Annotated in this window: 13 protein-coding genes; 3 read left to right on the top strand and 10 right to left on the bottom strand. The window is 69.0% G+C overall.

Going from position 1 to position 17,398, the window contains the following annotated elements:
• Nucleotides 1-5: 5 nt before the first annotated feature.
• From DN051_RS38490 to DN051_RS38480, 3 genes are read right to left on the bottom strand one after another with little or no spacing between them, the layout of a single operon-like run.
• The gene (locus DN051_RS38490; protein WP_112441505.1) at nucleotides 6-809 is read right to left on the bottom strand and encodes an enoyl-CoA hydratase/isomerase family protein; all 804 of its coding nucleotides are present in this window, start codon (nucleotides 807-809) and stop codon (nucleotides 6-8) included.
• Complete coding sequence (locus DN051_RS38485; protein WP_246040760.1) at nucleotides 806-1,894, bottom strand: extracellular solute-binding protein; 1,089 nt, start codon at nucleotides 1,892-1,894, stop codon at nucleotides 806-808. The genes DN051_RS38490 and DN051_RS38485 overlap by 4 nt, the downstream gene beginning before the upstream one ends.
• A complete protein-coding gene (locus DN051_RS38480; RefSeq protein WP_053760411.1) occupies nucleotides 1,891-3,099 on the bottom strand; it encodes a CaiB/BaiF CoA transferase family protein in 1,209 nt (402 codons plus the stop codon). Before DN051_RS38480 ends, DN051_RS38485 begins: the two co-directional genes overlap by 4 nt.
• 212 nt (nucleotides 3,100-3,311) lie before the next feature.
• Here DN051_RS38480 and DN051_RS38475 point away from each other — a divergent pair, with 212 nt between their 5' ends.
• Both DN051_RS38475 and DN051_RS38470 read left to right on the top strand, forming a co-directional pair.
• Nucleotides 3,312-4,058 (top strand): SDR family NAD(P)-dependent oxidoreductase, encoded by a 747-nt coding sequence (locus DN051_RS38475; protein ID WP_112441501.1) that lies wholly within the window; start codon nucleotides 3,312-3,314, stop codon nucleotides 4,056-4,058.
• Nucleotides 4,055-5,122 (top strand): aldose 1-epimerase family protein, encoded by a 1,068-nt coding sequence (locus tag DN051_RS38470; RefSeq protein WP_112441499.1) that lies wholly within the window; start codon nucleotides 4,055-4,057, stop codon nucleotides 5,120-5,122. Before DN051_RS38475 ends, DN051_RS38470 begins: the two co-directional genes overlap by 4 nt.
• Nucleotides 5,123-5,508: 386 nt before the next feature.
• Here the strand turns inward: DN051_RS38470 and DN051_RS38465 are convergent, their stop codons facing one another.
• The 4 genes from DN051_RS38465 to DN051_RS38455 all read right to left on the bottom strand — a co-directional run bounded on the left by DN051_RS38465 (nucleotide 5,509) and on the right by DN051_RS38455 (nucleotide 9,329).
• A complete protein-coding gene (locus tag DN051_RS38465; protein ID WP_112441497.1) occupies nucleotides 5,509-6,720 on the bottom strand; it encodes an NAD(P)/FAD-dependent oxidoreductase in 1,212 nt (403 codons plus the stop codon).
• A gap of 247 nt (nucleotides 6,721-6,967) precedes the next feature.
• On the bottom strand, nucleotides 6,968-7,201 hold the full coding sequence (locus tag DN051_RS45330; protein WP_159054138.1) for a hypothetical protein: 234 nt from the start codon (nucleotides 7,199-7,201) through the stop codon (nucleotides 6,968-6,970).
• A 224-nt stretch (nucleotides 7,202-7,425) separates the two neighbouring features.
• Nucleotides 7,426-7,902: a sigma-70 family RNA polymerase sigma factor family protein gene (locus DN051_RS38460; protein WP_162625082.1), complete on the bottom strand. Its 477-nt coding sequence runs from the start codon at nucleotides 7,900-7,902 to the stop codon at nucleotides 7,426-7,428.
• A 275-nt stretch (nucleotides 7,903-8,177) separates the two neighbouring features.
• Nucleotides 8,178-9,329 (bottom strand): NAD(P)/FAD-dependent oxidoreductase, encoded by a 1,152-nt coding sequence (locus DN051_RS38455; protein WP_112442799.1) that lies wholly within the window; start codon nucleotides 9,327-9,329, stop codon nucleotides 8,178-8,180.
• Nucleotides 9,330-9,590: 261 nt separating this feature from the next.
• On the opposite strand from DN051_RS38455, the gene DN051_RS38450 reads away from it, so the two are divergent.
• Complete coding sequence (locus DN051_RS38450) at nucleotides 9,591-10,397, top strand: endonuclease I family protein (protein WP_112441493.1); 807 nt, start codon at nucleotides 9,591-9,593, stop codon at nucleotides 10,395-10,397.
• A 154-nt stretch (nucleotides 10,398-10,551) separates the two neighbouring features.
• Here DN051_RS38450 and DN051_RS38445 read toward each other — a convergent pair whose 3' ends face one another.
• The 3 genes from DN051_RS38445 to DN051_RS38435 form a co-directional block, all read right to left on the bottom strand.
• Entirely contained in the window at nucleotides 10,552-12,696 is a 2,145-nt protein-coding gene (locus DN051_RS38445) for a glycoside hydrolase family 99 protein (protein WP_112441491.1), read from the bottom strand.
• 4 nt (nucleotides 12,697-12,700) lie between these two features.
• On the bottom strand, nucleotides 12,701-15,541 hold the full coding sequence (locus tag DN051_RS38440) for a carbohydrate-binding protein (protein ID WP_112441489.1): 2,841 nt from the start codon (nucleotides 15,539-15,541) through the stop codon (nucleotides 12,701-12,703).
• A 718-nt stretch (nucleotides 15,542-16,259) separates the two neighbouring features.
• Nucleotides 16,260-16,751 (bottom strand): SRPBCC family protein, encoded by a 492-nt coding sequence (locus DN051_RS38435; protein ID WP_112441487.1) that lies wholly within the window; start codon nucleotides 16,749-16,751, stop codon nucleotides 16,260-16,262.
• Nucleotides 16,752-17,398 lie beyond the last annotated feature (647 nt).

The raw sequence follows: 17,398 nt of genomic DNA, 5'->3' as shown, positions 1-17,398 counted from the left end.
TCCTTTCAGCGCTTGCGGAAGACGGGTGCGCGCCTCTCGGCGAAAGCGCGTCTGCCTTCGGCGGCATCCTCGGTCGCGAAGCAGATGGTCTGCAGGTCGCGTTCGTAGGCAAGGGCCTGGTCCTCCGGCAGATTGCCGGCGGCCCGCAGGTTGATCTTCGCGGTCTCGGCCGCCACGGGTGCCCGGGAGGCGATCACGGCTGCCAGCGTTCGGGCCCGGCCGAGCAGTTCGGCTCCCTCCACGACCTCGCTGACCAGGTGCCACTGCAACGCGCGTGCGGCGTCGATGCGTTCACCGGCGAGCAGCATCAGGGCGGCGTTGCTGGGGCCGGCGGCGCGGTTCAGGAAGGCGGCCATCCCGCCGCCGCCGATCCAGCCGAGCGTGATCTCCGGTGCGCCGAAGGAGGCGTCGGAAGAGGCGAGGCGGATGTCGCAGGAGAGAGCAGTCTCCAGGCCGCCGCCGAGGGCGTAGCCACGGACCGCGGCGATCGTAGGGGTGCGGGCCGAACGGATGGCGTCGCAGTAGTCGACGCGGTTGCGGTAGTCCCACGGGGTGGCGTACCGGTCGAGTTCGCCGATGTCCGAGCCGACGCTGAAGGAGCGCTCGCCGGCGCCGGTGACCACGATCGCACGGACGTCGTCGGTGGTGTCGCACCACTGGATCGCGCGCACCAGGGCACCGGACATCTCGGGGGTGACCGCGTTGAGCTTCGCGGGCCGATTGAGGGTCAGGGTGGCCACGCGGTCCGCGACGTCGAGGAGCACGTGCTCGGTTCCCAGGCCGGGAAGGGCCGGGCGGGGGTGGGTCATGTTCGTCCCTTCGGAGTGCGGCTCGTCCGGTACTGCCTGCGCATCCGGTCGAGGACCTGGTGGTGGTCGGCCCCGGCGAGTGCCTCCCGGACGGCGGCCGATGCGGCGGTCTGGAAGCCGATGTAGCCGGCGTACCGGGGCCGAACCCAGGCCCTCTCACACGTCGTGGTGGTCCGGCGGTAGAAGTCGGCCGCGACGATCGCCGGATCGGCCCAGGCTGCGCGCGCGCTGGGCTGACCGCTGTGGCGGGGGAGGAAGTCCCGCTGTGCGGTTGCGGACATCAGCCAGCGGACGTGATCCAGCAGTTCGTCGGACGGAGCGCAGCGGACGCTGAGAGCCAGTCCGGTGCCCCCGAGGGTGGAACCGGGGCGGCCGTCCACTTCCGCGGTCGGCGCGTCGGTGAACGCGAGGCGGTCGGCGTAGGTGACGTATCCGTATACCAGTGGGCAGTGCGCGAGCCGGTCGGTGCCGGCCATCAGTTCCAGCAGTCCGATCGGGTTGAGGGTGCGGGCCGCCGGCGGTGCCAGGCCGTCGACGGCGGACATGAGGTCGAGGACCGCGAGTCCGATGGCGGTGCTGATCAGTTCGTCCGGGTCGGCGGCCGGTTCCTCCCCCAGGGCGACCGCGATGGACGCGAAGGTGAGGAAGGCGTGTGGTCCGGCGAGCGAAAGCGCGACCGGGGCCCGGCGGGCGAGTCGGTGGACCTCGTCCCAGGTGGTGGGGGCCTCGCCGGCGAGGTCGGTCCGGGTGGCGGCGACCTGGGTGGCCGCGTCCAGCGGGAGCGCCCACTGCCGGCCGTCCATGGCATAGGACCGCATGGTGGGGCCGATGGAGTCCGCACCCCATCGGGCCAGTTCCTCCTCGGCGAACAGGTCGTCGAGTGGCTGCAGGCATCCGGTGGCGACGGCTTCGCCGAGGTGAGGGTGGTCGAGCACGACGAGGTCGTAGTGGGCGCAGAGTTGGTCGACAGGGCGGGACTCGAAGCCCTCGAGGGGCTGGACGTCCCAGCGGACGAGTTCCCCCGCGGATGCGGCGAGGGCGTCGTACCCACGGGGGTGGTCCCAGGTCAGTCCGGCATAGGTCACGATGTCTCCGCCACGGTGCCGGAGGCGAACAGTGCCTCGATCTCCTCTTCTCCGAGGCCCGCTTCGGCCAGGATGTCCCGGGTGTGTTCGCCGGTGAGGGGGGCTCCGCGGTCGATGCGAGGCGGGGTGGCCGAGAACCTGTAGGGGAAGCCGGGCACCGTCACACGGCCTTCGGTGGGATGGTCGTAGGTGACGAAGGTGCCGTTGTGTCGGATCTGTGGGTCATCCACCAGATCCGCGTATCCGTAGACCGGACCCGCCCAGATGCCGGCGGACGCGAAGGCGTCGAGCCAGTGGCGTGCGGGGCGGGTGAGCAGGCGGGACGCGGTGCGGGCGAAGATCTCGTCACGGTGGGTCCAGCCGTGCTCCTCGTCCTCCATGGACAGGAAGCTGTCCTCGCCGATGATCTCACCGAGCCGCTTCAGGGGAGGAAGAGCCAGGACGATGTGAACGTCCGCGGTGCGGAAGGCCCCGTAGGGTGACCGGATGTAGACGTGGGCGTGAGGTTCCGCCGATCGGGTCTGCGGCAGCCCGCCGACCGTGTGGACCGACAGCTCCTGCATCTGCAGAGTGGTGATGGCGTCGAGCATGTTCACCGTCACGAGCTGGCCCTCGCCGGTGCGTTCCCGGTGCAGCAATGCGGCGAGGACCCCCTCGAAGGCTGTGGAAGCGGTGACGGCGTCCACGAGGTACTGGCCTGCGGCCCGCGGCGCCTCACCGTCCCGGCCGCCGGAGAGCATGGCCCCCGACATCGCCTGCAGAAGCAGGTCCTGGCCGGGCCGGCCGGCGTACGGCCCGTCCTCGCCGTAGCCGGAGATGGACACGTAGACGAGTGACGGGTTGAGCGCGGCGAGAGAGGCGTAGTCGACGCCCAGCCGGTCGGCCACGCCGGGACGGTAGTTCTGGAGGAAGACGTCGGCCTCGGCGACAAGGCGCCGCAGCACCTCCTTTCCCGCAGGGTCCTTGAGGTCGACGGCGAGGGACCTCTTGTTGCGGTTCAGCGACAGGAAAGACACATTGATCCGGTTGCCGCCGGCGCCGCCCGCTGCGGCGTGGCGCTGCCACTCACCCGTGACCGGTTCGATTTTGACGACATCGGCGCCCAGGTCACCGAGGCGCTGGGCGGCGAAGGGTCCGGCCATGGCGATGGAACAGTCGAGGACCCGGTACCCGGCGAGTATGCCGGGCTGGTCGCGCGAGGTCATGTGGCTCCTTGAGGGGACGGCGGGTGGCACCGACACGAGTGGAACCAGGGGGCCGGGCTTGTGTGTGCTCGCTGCCGCGTTCATCTCCCGCACCCTGTTGTTAGCGCTATCGATAGCGCTAACATCCACGCTAGGCGGGCACCGCTCGCGGTGTCAACGCCACGCATCTTCCCCCTCAGCGCCCGTACGGCACCGGCAAGATGGGATCACCGATGAAGCAACCCCGAGCCGCACTCGTGACCGGTGCGGGCGGCGCCCTGGGCCGGGCGGTCGCAGCCCGACTGGCCGCCGACGGCCATGACGTCGCCCTCCTCGACCGCGACAGCGAATCACTGGAACTGACCGCAGAACTCGTGAAGAACGCCGGCGCCCGAGCACTGGCCCTCACCGGCGATCTGCGCGACGCCGCGACGATCGAGGAGGCCGTGGAACGGACGGCGACCGAGCTGGGCACCTTGCGTGTCCTGGTCAACAACGCGGCCGTGTATCCGAGCCGCCCGTTCCTGGAGGTGCCGCTCGCCGAGTACGAGGAGGTGGTGGCGGTCAACCAGCGCGCCTACTGGATCGCCGCACAGGCGGCGACACGGCGGATGACCGTCACCGGCGGAGGGGCGATCGTCAACATCGCGTCGATCACGATGCACGGCGGCTGGGACTCACTGGCGGCATACGTCTCCACCAAGGGCGCCGCCGTCGCACTCACCCGTGCCCTCGCCCGCGAACTGGGGCCCGTGGAAATCCGCGTCAACTGCGTCTCGCCCGGCGCCTTCCCCACCGCGGCCGAAGAGATCCACGAAGATCCGGAAGCCTACCGCCGCCATGTACTGGACCACCAGGCCCTGAAGCGACGCGGGCGACCCGACGAGCTGGCGTCGGTGGTGTCGTTCCTCGCCGGCGACGACGCCTCGTTCGTCACCGGTCAGTGCATCGAGGTCAACGGAGGGTGGGTGATGGCGTGAAGCTGCACGGGCGCTCCCACGACCGCCATTCCCTGGCCCGCCTCGCCGGCGATCTGAGCGCCGCGGGCGGAGTGCGGTCCGTCGTCCTGGACGACGGCACCGAACGCGGCATCCGTACACTGGAGTTCCGCACCGGCGCGGGACTCTCCTTCGACGTGCTCGTGGACCGGGCGATGGACCTGGGCGGGGCCGAGTTCGAGGGCCGTGGCTTCGGCTGGCGCTCCGCGACCGGCTTCCGGCACCCCGCGCTGCACGAGTACCGCGACGACGACGGCCTGTCGATGATGCGCAGCTTCTCGGGGCTGCTGCTCACCGCGGGCCTCGACCACACCCTCTTCGGCGCCGAGGTGGACGCCTCCCAATACCGCTATCCGCCCAGGCGCACGGCGTCGCACGGGCTGCACGGCCGGGTCGCCAACCTGCCCGCCCGGCTGACCGGATACGGCGAGCAGTGGCAGGACGACGGCCGCTGTGTGCTGTGGGCCGAGGGCGAGGTACGGCAGGCCGCGATCTTCGGAGAACATCTGCGGCTCACTCGCCGCATCGAGGCCGATCTCGGCGGTACGGAGATCCGGCTGACCGACCGGGTGCGCAACGCGGGCTTCGATCCCACTCCGCACATGTACCTGTACCACGTCAACATCGGCTGGCCCTTCCTCGACGAGGGCACGCGCTACGAAATCCCGGTGAGCCGGACGCTGTGGCAGACCGACAGCGTGGCCGAGCAAGGAGTCTCGAACGTCGACATGCCCGCCCCGCTCCCGGGATTCATCGAGCAGGTCTACGAACACGAACTGGAACCGGACGCGAACGGTCTGGTCCGTCCCCGGCTGGTCAACGAACGCCTCGGTGTCTACTTCGAGTTGGAGTTCGACACGACCCAGTTCCCGTCCTTCTTCCAGTGGCTGCACCTGCGTGAGGGCGCCTACGCGGTGGGGTTCGAACCGTCCACGCATCGGGTGCAGGGCGAGGCCGCGGCCCGGGAGGACGGCTCCATGACGTTTCTGGCCCCGGACGAGGTGCGCCTGTACACCACGACGTTCCGGGTAGGAAAACTGCGCTGATGTGACATCGCCGGCCGTCGTCACGGTGGGGCTGGTCGCCGTCCCGGCCTGCCCCACCGGGCAGCTTTAGATGCCGTGCCATGTGCAGCGGGCTGAGCCTTCAGGCGATCAGTGCAGCCGCCAGCAGCCGTACAGATACCGGCGCTGTCGTCCCGTCGCGGTCAGCCCGTCGCCATCCGCACATCTCACATCCAGCATTCAGCATTCAGCATTCAGCCACCTTCTGACACATCAGGGGCTCCGCGAAGTTGCACCTTGACGAGGTGAAGTCCGTGAGGCAACGGCAGGGGCATGCCTTCGACCGGGGCAATCGGACATGCCGAGCCCGAAGGCCGGCGGTCCCGTTACAGGACCACCGGCCTACATCGGGGCGGCGGGCCGTACCGTCAGCCGTTGGAGAAGCGGCCGGCCTGGGCGAGGATCTGCTCCGCGTCGTCGACCGGCGGGTAGACCCACAGAGTGTTGATGTTCTGCTTGAGCGTCTTGGCCTCTTCACCGGTCACGACGACCTGACGGTCCTGGCCCCAGCCCATCATGACGACAGCTCCGGCCGGCCCGAGGTCCAGGCAGACACCGTACGGGTCGGGGGTGAAGGTCAGGAGGTCCTGGCCGAACAACTCGGCGGCCACGTTGTGACCGGCGAACTTCCCCATCGGCTGGGCGTGCTGGCAGCTCAGCGTGGTGACCTGGCCGACCTCCGCGGGAGCCGCGGCCGTGTCGCCGGCCGCGTAGACGTCGGCGACGCCGATGACGCGGAGGTTCTCGTCCACCGCCAGCCGGCCGAGCCGGTCGCGCTCGCCGGGGATCTGCGCGGTGAGCGGGCTGGCGGCCATGCCGGCCGTCCACACCACGGTGGCGGCCGGGATCACCTCGCCGTCGGACAGGGTGACGGTCTTGTCGGTCGCCGACGCCACAGTGCGTCCCAGACGCCGTTCGATCTTCAGCTCGTCCAGAGCGCTGTCGATGAGCGGCCGGGGGTTCTCGCCGAGTTCGGGGCCGACCACGTCGGCCCGGTCCACCAGGACGACCCGCACGTCCTCGGCCGCGCCGTCCCGTGCGGCGATCGCGGTGAGACGCTCCCCGATGGCGGTGCCGATCTCCAGGCCGGTGAAGCTGGCTCCGACCACGACTGCGGTGTAGCGGCCCTGGGCAGCCGCCTGCTCGGGCAGCAGCTTCAGATGGTTGTTGAGGGCGGCCGCAGCGGGCATCGTGTCGACATTGAAGATGTACTCGGCGCCGGGCAGCTTCGGACTGACCGCCTGGCTGCCGGTGGCCAGCACGAGCTTGTCGTAGGACAGTTCGAGGTCCTCGCCGGTGCGGCTGACGGCACGGACGGTGTGGGCTTCGGTGTCGATCCCGGTCACGGTCGCGGTCACGCGACGCACGCCGATCGGGCCGAGGATGCGGTCCAGCGCGAGCCGCATCCCCTCGGGGTCCTCCTCGTACATCCGCGGACGGATCACCAGGTCGTCACCGCCACTGACCAACGTCACCCGCAGCCCCTCCCCCGCGTCACCCGCGGCACGGGCAGCGCGTACGGCTCCCGCCGCGCTCCACACGCCGGCGAACCCGCCACCGATGACCAGAATATTCTTCATCAGATTCTCCCTCATAGAAAACTGCACCGAGGCCATGATCATTGTGTCGACGAAAACCTTCAGTGCATCTTTCAGGCCCGTCCGGGTTAATGATCGTGGATTCTATTTATCACGGGTATCACACGCCGAGATCTCATTCAGGAGACCCCGACTAAAGATGCGGACGTCGGCGGTTCGACTGTCGCAGGCCGGGCATTTAGGGCCAGATCCCGGAAAGGCCCCCAACAGGGTCATGCCGTCAGCCCGATCAGCGCGGCACAGCGCGGGTTCCGCGCATTCCGCCGATAAGGGCGTTGGCCTCTGTCGCAGGGTCGCCAACCTTGATGCGACCACTCAGAGGCGGAATACCTTGCCCTTTGATGGACTTGTGCAAATTCCATGCATGGGCCAGATCTTCCTGCTGCCCTATTGGCAGGTTTTTCGCGAAGGACCGGTTTCTCGGGCTCAGTGACGTCAGGAATTGGGTCAGCACATCGGTCATGTCAGGTTCTTCTCAAGGATTGACGGCAGGATCGTCGGGGCGGGGCTCCATCGTGGAGATCCACCGTCTGTAGTCGGTTCGAAGTGCCCGGGCCCACCGGGTTGAAGTGCGGTATCGGAACAGGTGGGCGGGGTGACGTTTCGACCGGCAACGCGGTCAGGGCCGTTTCCCTTCATCATCGCTGTGTGGTCGTCCCGGTGAAGACCGCAGGGGGGTCGGCAGTGTTACGGCGGGACGGCATCAGGATGTGAGCGGGTGGAGTCTCCGCGTGGTGAGACTTTGGGGTTGCGGACGTAGTAGAGGCCGGTGACCCGGGCGTTGTTCGCGCGGACGGCCAGTACACCGTCGATCACCCCCTCAACACGCAGGACGAGTCCGGGGTTTCCGCCGACCGTGGTGGGCTCGCAGGAGAAGGTGTTGCCTTCCCTGCCGACACGGTCGGCGATGTAACGGATCACGTTGTCGGCACCGACGACGGGCAGCAGTGCGGTCTGCTGGAGGCCGCCGCCGTCGCTGACCAGAACGACGTCCGGGGCCAGTACGTCGACCAGCCCTTGCAGATTTTGCGTCGCAAGGACGGACCGGAGCGAGTTCACTGCTGTTGACAGGTCCTCGAACCGTTCGATGTCCTCGGCCATTGCCTGGGGGGTGAGCGGGTCCTCGGACAGCCAGGTGTCTGCACGGGTAGCGGATTCGGTCACGTGGTCGTCCATGTCGCGCGTCTTCCCTTTCTCGCAGTCGGCCCGGTCGGCGGAAGCAGGCCGTGGAACGGGCGCCGAATCCCATGACGGGATGTCGGCAGCAGCCTCGCCGCCGATCAGCCTGCGCGGGGGTACCAATCGGCGGGAACGGCACCCCAGCGCCCGGCATGTGAGGCGTTGTTCATGTGTGGCTCGGTCCTTGTTGAGACGGCCGATGGGGCCGGCCCCGCGAAGGAAACGGTCAAGCGGCGCGTCGGGGGTTGGACGGCTGCGACTCAGGCGCCCGTCAGATTGGTGCTGTGGGTGCGGGATGAGCGGGAGCCTGCCTTGCGTGCTCCGGAGACCAGCTTGTTGAGGGTGAATCGGCAGGCGATCTCCTTGACGCCGGCACCGGGCCGCCCACTGATGCTGAGCGCGTTCACCTTGTCGTTGGGGTAGGAGAACTGGGTGACGCCCTCGTCCCGGCCCAGGCTCAGGCACTGCCCGGCGAAGAACATCCGCACGTCGCCGGCCTTCTTGCCCGCGATCCGCCGCAGGATCGTCTGAGCGGCGGCCGGGCCCAGCTGCACGGCGGCCTGGCAGCTCATCCGGAACGGGTGGTCCGGCATCACCCCCGCGTCCCCGGCGGCGACGATCCGCTCGTCGCCCACGTAGGTCAGCGTCGTGTCGGTGATCAGACGGCCCTCCGCGTCGGTGCGCAGCCCGCTGTGGGCGGCCAGGTCCGGAACGTGGAATCCAGCAGTCCAGATCGTCACCGCGCTGGGCAACTCACGGCCGTCGTCGAGGAGCACGGCGTCCTGCGTCACCTTCTTCACCTGCGCACCCGACCCCTGGAGGACGGTGACACCGACCTTCGCGAGTCGGCGTGCGACCGGACGGCGGACCCGCGCGTGCAAGGACGGGCCGAGCACCTTGCCGCAGACCAGGGTGACCTTGCGGCCCGCCTCCGCCAGCTCGGCAGCCGTCTCCAGTCCCGTCGGACCCGACCCGACCACGGTCACCGGAGCCGACACATCCGTCGCGGCCAGCGCCTCCCGCAGCCGCTGCGCACCTTCCAGGTCCGACACCCAGTGAGCGAACTCCGTGGCGCCGGGTACACCCGGGTCGGCGGCGCCGCTGCCCACCGCGTAGACAAGGTAGTCGTAGGAGAGCGCGCCACCGCTCGCCAGCTCCACCTGGCGCCCACCGGCATCGATCCGGGTCACGGTGTCCACCACCAGCCGCACGTTGCCGCCCATGACCTTCCCGAAGCCCTGGACCGCGTCATCGGAGCCGGTCACGAGCTGGTGCAGGCGGATCCGCTCGACGAACTCGGAACGCGGATTGACCACCGTCACCGACACACCGCCGTGGCGCGCCAGGCTGTTGGCCGCCGTGACGCCCCCGTAGCCGCCACCCACGACGACTACCTCAACGTTCACGCTCATCATGCCTCCTGGTTTTGTGGACTCGGCATGAAGACACCAGCCGCCCCCCGGCCATAACAACCCGCGGGTGTGGCGTGACTCACACGGCCGCCCCGCGCCCCAGCCGGCAGGACTCGAACTCGGCCCCCGGCCGTCACGGTTGGAGGCCGCGCCGCCAGGTACCGACACCTAACCGACACACCCCGTTCACCCCAATGAGTGCATGTCCATGTCACCCTCCCGGATGTCCCGCTCGTTCAATCCGCGTAGAACGGACACGCCATGCCCGCGACGCAGAGTCCCCGCCGCTGGAAGGCTGTGGCACTCGCCACCCCCACCCTGCTGGCCGGCCTCATCACACCCGCGCTGACCGCGCCCCCGGCAGCGGCCACGACGACCGCGTACGACTCGACGTACTACAAGAACGCGATCGGCAAGACGGGAGCCGGCCTCAAGTCCTCGCTGCACACCATCGTGAGCAGCCAGACGAAGCTCTCCTACTCCGCCGTCTGGGACGCCCTGAAGGTCACCGACCAGGACCCGAACAACAGCAACAACGTGATCCTGCTGTACTCGGGTGTCTCCCGCAGCAAGTCCCTCAACGGCGGCAACACGGGCAACTGGAACCGGGAGCACGTCTGGGCCCAGTCGCACGGCGACTTCGGGACGTCCGCCGGCCCCGGCACCGACCTGCACCATCTGCGCCCGGAGGATGTCCAGGTCAACTCCATCCGCGGCAACAAGGACTTCGACAACGGCGGCAGCGCGGTCGCGGGCGGCGGCGGCAGCCTCACGGACGCCAACTCCTTCGAGCCCCGCGACGCCGTCAAGGGCGACGTGGCACGCATGCTCCTTTACATGGCCGTCCGCTACGAGGGCGGCGACAGCTGGCCCGACCTGGAGCCCAACGACTCCACCACCAACGGCAGCGTCCCCTACCACGGCCGCCTGTCGGTGCTGAAGCAGTGGCACGAGCAGGACCCGCCGAGCGCGTCCGAGGAGCGCCGCAACGACGTGATCTACAACTCGTACCAGGGCAACCGCAACCCGTTCATCGACCATCCGGAATGGGTCGAAGCGATCTGGTAGCCGGGATCCCGGCGATCCGGCGCACATCGGCGGGCGCGGACGGCGCCAGTGTCCGCGCCCGGTGAGTCCACCGCGACGCCCGCGCACCCGGCGAGGGCGTCCGGCCGGCCTGCACCGGCCGGACGCCCTCATGGGTGCATCAGGACCGGCCCCATCAGCCCCGGGCCACCGCCCGGAAGCGACTCACCCAGTACGCGGTTCGGTCCAGGTAGGCCGTCTCCGCTGCCTGGCCGTTCAGGCCGTAGGCACCGTCGTACGTCAGGTAGCCACGACCGCCCGGGGGTGCCGAGTCGGCGGGCTCGATGGAACTGCCCTCATGCCATTCATTGAACGAGGTCACCGAAACCCACGACGGTGACCCGCCGATCGCCGGGTCGAGGGCGTTGGTCCACTGCCGGTCGTAGGCCGCGCCGTTCGCACGCTGCACGGTGGGCGTGGAGTTGCCCGGCACCGCCCGGTCGTCGATGTAGCCGGGCGCGACGGACGGGGCCCAGATCAGGCCCTGCGCGCGAGCGTAGTCGCCGGCCTGCTTCCAGCCGGGGGCGGTCGCCCCCGCGATGCCGTCGTAGGTGTACATGCCGGAGAAGTGCGCGATCTTGCTGGTGTCGGTGGTCTGGGCCAGGACGATGCTGGTGTCCGTGACCTGGTCCAGCGCCGCCCAGTCGGTGATGTCCAGGCTCTGGAACACGTAGAAGGCGCTCCTGCCGCCGTGCTCCGACGAGCGGTGGAAGGCCGGGTGGCTTCCGTAGGTCCGGTTGATGTACTCGATGTCGGCGACCGTCGAGGCCGCGGTGCGGCCCGCGTACGGCTCCAGGTGCCAGGCCACCTCGATGCCCTGCTCATGCGCCGCGTCGAGCATGCCCTGCACGAGCCGGTCCTCATAGCTGTCCCGGCCCCACCAGCTGTAGACGATCACGCCGGCGCCCGACCGGGCGACCCATTCCATGTGCTGGGCGACGGTGCTCTGGTAATCACCCGAGTCGTACGGGCCGAGCGCCGGGTAGAAGTCGGCGCCGACGTCGTCGGGCGGGGTGCGTCCGCCCTGCTGCCAGTGCCGCCAGCCGCCGTTGACCGCCGGGCTGCCGTACCACGGGTAGTAGAAGAGGTGGACGTCGTCGGCCAGGGCGGCGGAGACGGGCCCGGCTCCGAGGCTGAAGGTGTCGATGTCGAACAGGGCTCCGCCACCGCCGGTGAATCTCAGGAAGAGCGGTCCGGAGGCGGATCCCGTCAGGGTCGTCGTGACAGTGGTGAAGGTCTCCCAGCCGCCGGTCACCGGCACGGACACCGAGCCGAGCAGGGTACCGGCGGCCGATCCGGACCGGATCTCGATGGTGCCGCCCGCGCCTGCGGACGACACCTTCGCCGTGAAGGTCTTCGCCCCGGCCGTGGAGACGGAGGAGTAGCCTGCCCAGTCGCCGTTGTCGATGTAGCCGAGGGTCTGGCCGCCGCTGGCGGGAGCATGCGCGGCCGTCTGGACGCCGGAGCCGGCCGTGTACGACTCGGCCTCCACCTGTACCGTGCCCGCCGGAACCGAGCAGTTCGCTGCGACCTGCCCGGCCGCGTACCGCACCCCGCCCAGCAGCAGGGAACGGAAGGCGGGGTCGGCGTAGGACTCGATGGTGTGCCCGAGCCCGGTGTAGAAGGAACGGCCCTGGCCCTGGCTGTGGCACCAGGTGATCGGGTGGTCGGCGCCCATCGAGCCGCCGCTGTAGGTGCTTTCGTCCAGGGTCTGCAGGACGTGCACGTTGGGACGCGGGTTGGCGCGGTAGTTGTACCACTCGTCGGTACGGGTCCAGGTCGCACCCAGGTGCGTGGTGGCGGGGTGGGTCCGGTCCTCGTTCCTGATCACGGCCCGCTGGATGGCGGGGTGGCTCTGGAACCAGGCACCGACGAGCTGCCCGTAGTACGGCCAGTCGTATTCGGTGTCGGCCGCCGCGTGCACGCCGAGGTAACCGCCGCCGGAGTCGACGTAGGACTGCAAGGCAGTCTGCTGGCTGGAGTTGAGGACATCGCCGGTGGTGTTGAGGAACACCACGGCCTCGTAGTTCGCAAGATTGCCGGCCGTGAAGGCGCCGCCGTCCTCGGTGGCCGTGACCGTGAAGTCGTTCTGCTGGCCGAGGGTGCGCAGGGTGTCGATGCCGGCCGGAATCGCGTCGTGCCGGAATCCCGCGGTCTTGGAGAACACCAGGATCTCGAACGCGGCCGCGTGTGCCGTCCCCGCCGGGACGATCAGGGTGCCCAGCAGGGCCAGGATCAGGGCCGCGCCGGCACGGCGCAGGCGCCGTATGAGGGTGGTCATCTCATCACCCCTTCCGTGTCGTCGAGGAGGAGAGCGTGAAGGTGTCGACGTCGAAGAGACTGCCGGAACCTCCGGTGAAGGTGAGGAACAGCGGGCCCGTTCCAGTGCCGTTGAGCGTGGCGTTGACGGTGGTGAACGTGTCCCAGCTGCCGGTCACCGGCACCGCCACCGAGCCCAGCAGCGGCCCGGTCTGTGAGCCGGACCGGAACTGGAGGGTGCCGCCCGCGCCCGCGGAGGAGACCCGCGCGGAGGCTGAGGTGGCGCCCGCGGTGGAGACCGAGGCGTAGCCGGCCCAGTCGCCGTTGTCGATGTAGCCCAAGGTCAGCCCCCCGCTGGCCGTGCCGTGCGCGGCGGACTGGACGCCCGAGGCGGAGCTGTACGACTCCGCCTCCCACGGCGTGGTCGTGGTGGAGCCGGTGCCCAGGGTGAAGGCGTCGACGTCGAACAGATTGCCCTGGCCGGTCGGTCCGCGGAACACCAGGAACAGTTCGGTGGTGCCGGAGGGCGCGCCGGAGAGGTTGGCGGAGACATCGGTGAAGGTTTCCCAGCCGCCGGTCACCGGCACGGTCGCGGTACCGAGCAGGCTCCCGGTGGCGGACCCCGCGCGTACCTCGATCCTGCCGCCCGCTCCGCCGGAGGACACCCGGGCGGTGAACTTCGTGGCGCCCGCGAGGACATACGGCTTGAAGGAGATCCAGTCGCCGTCGTCGGTGAAGCCGACCGTCTTGCCGCCCTCGGCGTTGGTGTGGTCGGCGGTCTGGATGCCGGACTGGGCGCCGAAGTGCTCGCCCTGGCGATGGCGCGGCTGCAGGGTGCGCACCGAGTGCGTGGTCAGGCCGTCCTCGTCGGTGTATTCGGCGTCGAAGACGCCGTAAAGGTTCGCGGCGCTGTCATGTTCGCCGTCAGCAGGAACGGTGAGGTTGCCCTGGCAGCCGTTGGTGGAGGTGATGGCGTGGGTGTGGCTGTCATGGCCGATGAGATAGGTGACCTTCACCTTCGAGCAGTCGATCGTTCCGTCCTCGGGGTCGCTGACCTGCACCCTGAAGGGCACGGTGTCCCCGAAGGAGAACAACTGCCCGTCCAGCGGCTGTTGCAGGGTCACCGTCGGTGCGGTGTTGCCCGCGGTGACCACCAGGCTGGCCGTTCCGGTCAGGCCCTGCGGATCACGCACCGTGAGGGTGGGGCGATAGGTGCCTGCGGTGGTGTACGTGTGGCTGGGGTTGGCCTGCGTGGACGTCGTGCCGTCACCGAAGTTCCATGAGTAGCTCAGCGCCCCGCCCTCGGGATCGGAGCTGCCCTGCGAGGAGAACCGCACAGTCAGCGGCAGGGCACCGGAGGTGCGGTCCGCGGAAGCCTGGGCTATCGGGTTGCGGTTGCTGCCGCCGACATACTCGATGCGGTACAGGCCCGCGTTGTTGCTGCCGGTGCCGTAGTCCAGGACGTACAGCGCGCCGTCGGAGCCGAAGTCGGTGTCCATCACCTGGGTGCCGTTCCAGGGGACGTCCTCGATGGTGCCGTACGTGCCGTCACTTCTGACCTCGATCGCCTTGATCCACTGGCGGCCGTACTCGGCGGCGAAGAAGCGGCCGTCGAGGGACTGAGGGAACTTCACCGTGGAGGTCGAGTTCGGGTCGTAGCGGTAGACCTCCCCGCCCATCGGGGACTCCGAGCCACCACCGAACTCGGGCGGTGAGCCCTCCAAGCCGTACTTGATCCAGCTCGGCTTGGCGGCCGGCAGCTGGGCCCGCCCGGTGTTGCGGAACGAGTTGTTCGTGGGGCCGCCCGCGCAGTTGTACTTCGCGGCGGACGGACCGCTCGGGAACGTGTACTCGTTGTAGACCTCGTTCGAGGTGTTGGTGCCGGTGCAGTACGGCCAGCCGTAGTTGCCGGGCGAGGTGATGCGGTTGAACTCGACCTGGCCGCCCGGTCCCCGGTTGGGGTCGGTGGCACCGGCGTCAGGACCGTAGTCACCGAGGTACACCGTGCCGGTGGGCCTGTCGACGGACAGCCGGAACGGGTTGCGGAAGCCCATCGCGTAGATCTCGGGCCGGGTGTTCGCGGTGCCGGGGGCAAAGAGGTTCCCCGAGGGAACGGTGTAGCCGCCGTCGGCGGTCGGCTTGATCCGCAGCACCTTGCCGCGCAGGTCATTGGTGTTGCCAGAGCTGCGCTGGGCGTCGAACTGCGGGTTGCGGCTGGTGCGTTCGTCGATCGGCGCGTACCCGGATGAGTCGAACGGGTTCGTGTCGTCGCCCGTGCTCAGGTAGAGGTTCCCGGCCGCGTCGAAGTCGATGTCGCCGCCGACATGGCAGCACTGGCCGCGGTCGTTGGGCACTTCGAGGATGACCTTCTCGCCGGCCAGGTCCAGGGTGCCGTCGCTGCGCAGTGTGAACCGCGACAGGTTGAGGTGGCCCTTCCAGACCTCGAAGTCGGCGGCGCTGCCCGTGGTCGGGGCATCGCCCGCCGGAGTGTTCAACTTCGGGGAGTAGTAGAGGTAGACATAGCGGTTCACGGCGAAGGCGGGGTCGACGGCTACGCCCTGGAGGCCCTCCTCGTCGTGTGTGTAGACGTCCAGCTTCCCGGCCTGCTTCGTGTTGCCCGCGGCGTCGGTGAGGCGGATCGTGCCGTCGCGCGCCGTGTGCAGCACGGAGCGGTCGGGCAGTACGGCCAGCGACATGGGTTCACCCAGCTCGGCGGCTCCCGTGGCGAGTTGTACCTGCTGGTAGTCGGAGGCGGGGAGGTCTGCCGGGGCCGCTACCGCACGTTGGGGTGCGGTGACCGCGGCTCCGGCCAGGACCAGGGCCAGTATGGTGAGCCATAGAAGCCCTGCGCGAGGGCGCTGAGACATGAGAGAGCTTTCCTTCCTGACGGTGGGGGAAGTCAGGCAGGCGCGCGCCGGCCGCGCTTGCCGCATGGATCAGCGGTGCTCTCCTGCAGAGATATTGCGCGGTTCGACCGAAAGATTGTGCAGCTCTGCGAGATATTTGCACACTGGCCCCGCCGAGCCAATTTGTCAAGGCCCTGTCAATATTCGGGTGACGGAGGGCCCCGGGCGAGGCATCAGAACGCTGCACCAATGTGCCGTTCGATGATGCGGCTCCGCCCAGGATCCCACCTGGGCGCGGTCACCCTCGCTTTCCGGGCCAACCTCCGCTACAGCGCGGGCGACCCCTGCGGCGCCCTCCACCTGCTCGACGGCGCCCTCGCCGACCGCCGCACATTCACCTCGCCCCTCGTCCTGGCGATGCTCCACCCCGTGCTGCCCGAGCCCACTCCAAGGCGGGCGAGCCGTTGTCGGCCTGGCAGCAGGTCGACGCCGACTTCCTCGACTACGCGGCTTGAGCCCGCTGCTGACCACCCTGGCCCTTGGAGAGGGTCCGCGCGGCGGGCTCCGGACGGACGCCTGGAGTGGCTGCGGAGCGTTTCGCGCGCCGCAGCACCGGCCTCGCCGCCTTCGGTAACGGTCATCTCCAGACAGCGCCGGTCGAGCTTGCCCCAGCGGTCATCTACGAACGAAGGGAAGATCAACACGCCACGCCGTCAGACGCCTGACCCGTTAGGACAGATCAGTCCGTCGCTTCGCGGACGTCCTTTCCCTGCTCAGCGAACGCCTTGAAGTCCTGCATGTGCTGTAGCGACTGCTTACGGAAGGCGCCGGGCATCAGAAGTCCCACCAGCTTCATCGCAAAGCCGCTGAACCGGTATTCGTTCTCGCTCTCCCAGAGCGTCGTTTCCGGGCTGGCTTCGGTCAGCCGGTCGCGCACGGCGCTCCACATTCCCTCGCCGACGATCTCGCGGTCGAAGTGAACGACGCTCGTTTTCGGGATCTCGCGCAGGTCTGCCGGTTCCCGACGTGTGATGGTCTCGGTGCACTCGAACTTCCGCTGACCCATCTGCAACACGACCCGCGACTTGGTGCCGAGCTGCCCGTGCTCCCCGCTCAGCGGCTCGTGCAGCACCAGGCCCCGCAGCCATTTCTGCAGGTGTACCGGGTCGGCGAGCAGCTGGACCGCCTTCTCCCGCGGCACGGCGATCTCGATGGAGACGGTGTATTTCATGGGGCGCATCATTCTTTTCCTTCTAGGTGCGGGACAACGTGCTGTCGTACTGCTTGTCGTGCCCCTCGGCTGATGGCGCTGCGTCCTTTGTCCATAAAGTAGCGGGCGGACGCGTGATCTACGGTTGAGTACCAGAGGATGCATTCCCTGTGCGGTCTCAGTACGCATTGATGAGCTTACGCAGTACGGGGGCGGCCCTCCGCCTGGCGCTTCGCAATTACCGAAGGCTCCGCCGAACCAGCAGCGCAGGTCAACGCCTCTCCGGCGCCCGCGAGGGCTAGTGCCGGTTTTCGTTCCGACATTCCTCGACCCCCTCTCTGGAAAGTTGGTGGGGGTGGTCAGCGCTTGATGCGTCCGCGGACGGCAAGAAGGGCAAGCGCAAGGAGGGCGGGTTCCAGCAGGCTTCGCGGGTCGTGCGGGGATGTCCCCGGTCGCCGAGGTCGGACACGTAGGAGGCGACGGCGTTGGGCTCGCCCGCCGCGCAGGCAGGCGCAGGTGACGCTTCACGGGCTGTAGGAGCAACAGCGGGTGGCACCCGGGCATCCCGGCTGTTCTACGGCACCGCGGTAATGCGCCTGCGGGCGGTGGACGCGGAGATCCGCCCGTCGCCGCGGGTGCGTGCATCCGGCTCCGCGCGCAGGCGGCGC

The sequence above is a fragment of the Streptomyces cadmiisoli genome, assembly GCF_003261055.1.
GTDB classification, from domain to species: Bacteria; Actinomycetota; Actinomycetes; order Streptomycetales; family Streptomycetaceae; genus Streptomyces; species Streptomyces cadmiisoli.
Note: the sequence above shows the minus strand (reverse complement) of the source record. Positions and strands in the feature narration are given on the sequence as shown.

Excerpts from the sequence above, each read along its gene's own strand:
- DN051_RS38490 (WP_112441505.1), bottom strand. The coding sequence starts at position 809 with ATGACCCACCCCCGCCCGGCCCTTCCCGGCCTGGGAACCGAGCACGTG.
- DN051_RS38480 (WP_053760411.1), bottom strand. The coding sequence starts at position 3,099 with ATGACCTCGCGCGACCAGCCCGGCATACTCGCCGGGTACCGGGTCCTC.
- DN051_RS38475 (WP_112441501.1), top strand. The coding sequence starts at position 3,312 with ATGAAGCAACCCCGAGCCGCACTCGTGACCGGTGCGGGCGGCGCCCTG.
- DN051_RS38465 (WP_112441497.1), bottom strand. The coding sequence starts at position 6,720 with ATGAAGAATATTCTGGTCATCGGTGGCGGGTTCGCCGGCGTGTGGAGC.
- DN051_RS45330 (WP_159054138.1), bottom strand. The coding sequence starts at position 7,201 with ATGACCGATGTGCTGACCCAATTCCTGACGTCACTGAGCCCGAGAAAC.
- DN051_RS38455 (WP_112442799.1), bottom strand. The coding sequence starts at position 9,329 with ATGAGCGTGAACGTTGAGGTAGTCGTCGTGGGTGGCGGCTACGGGGGC.
- DN051_RS38450 (WP_112441493.1), top strand. The coding sequence starts at position 9,591 with ATGCCCGCGACGCAGAGTCCCCGCCGCTGGAAGGCTGTGGCACTCGCC.
- DN051_RS38445 (WP_112441491.1), bottom strand. The coding sequence starts at position 12,696 with ATGACCACCCTCATACGGCGCCTGCGCCGTGCCGGCGCGGCCCTGATC.
- DN051_RS38440 (WP_112441489.1), bottom strand. The coding sequence starts at position 15,541 with ATGTCTCAGCGCCCTCGCGCAGGGCTTCTATGGCTCACCATACTGGCC.
- DN051_RS38435 (WP_112441487.1), bottom strand. The coding sequence starts at position 16,751 with ATGAAATACACCGTCTCCATCGAGATCGCCGTGCCGCGGGAGAAGGCG.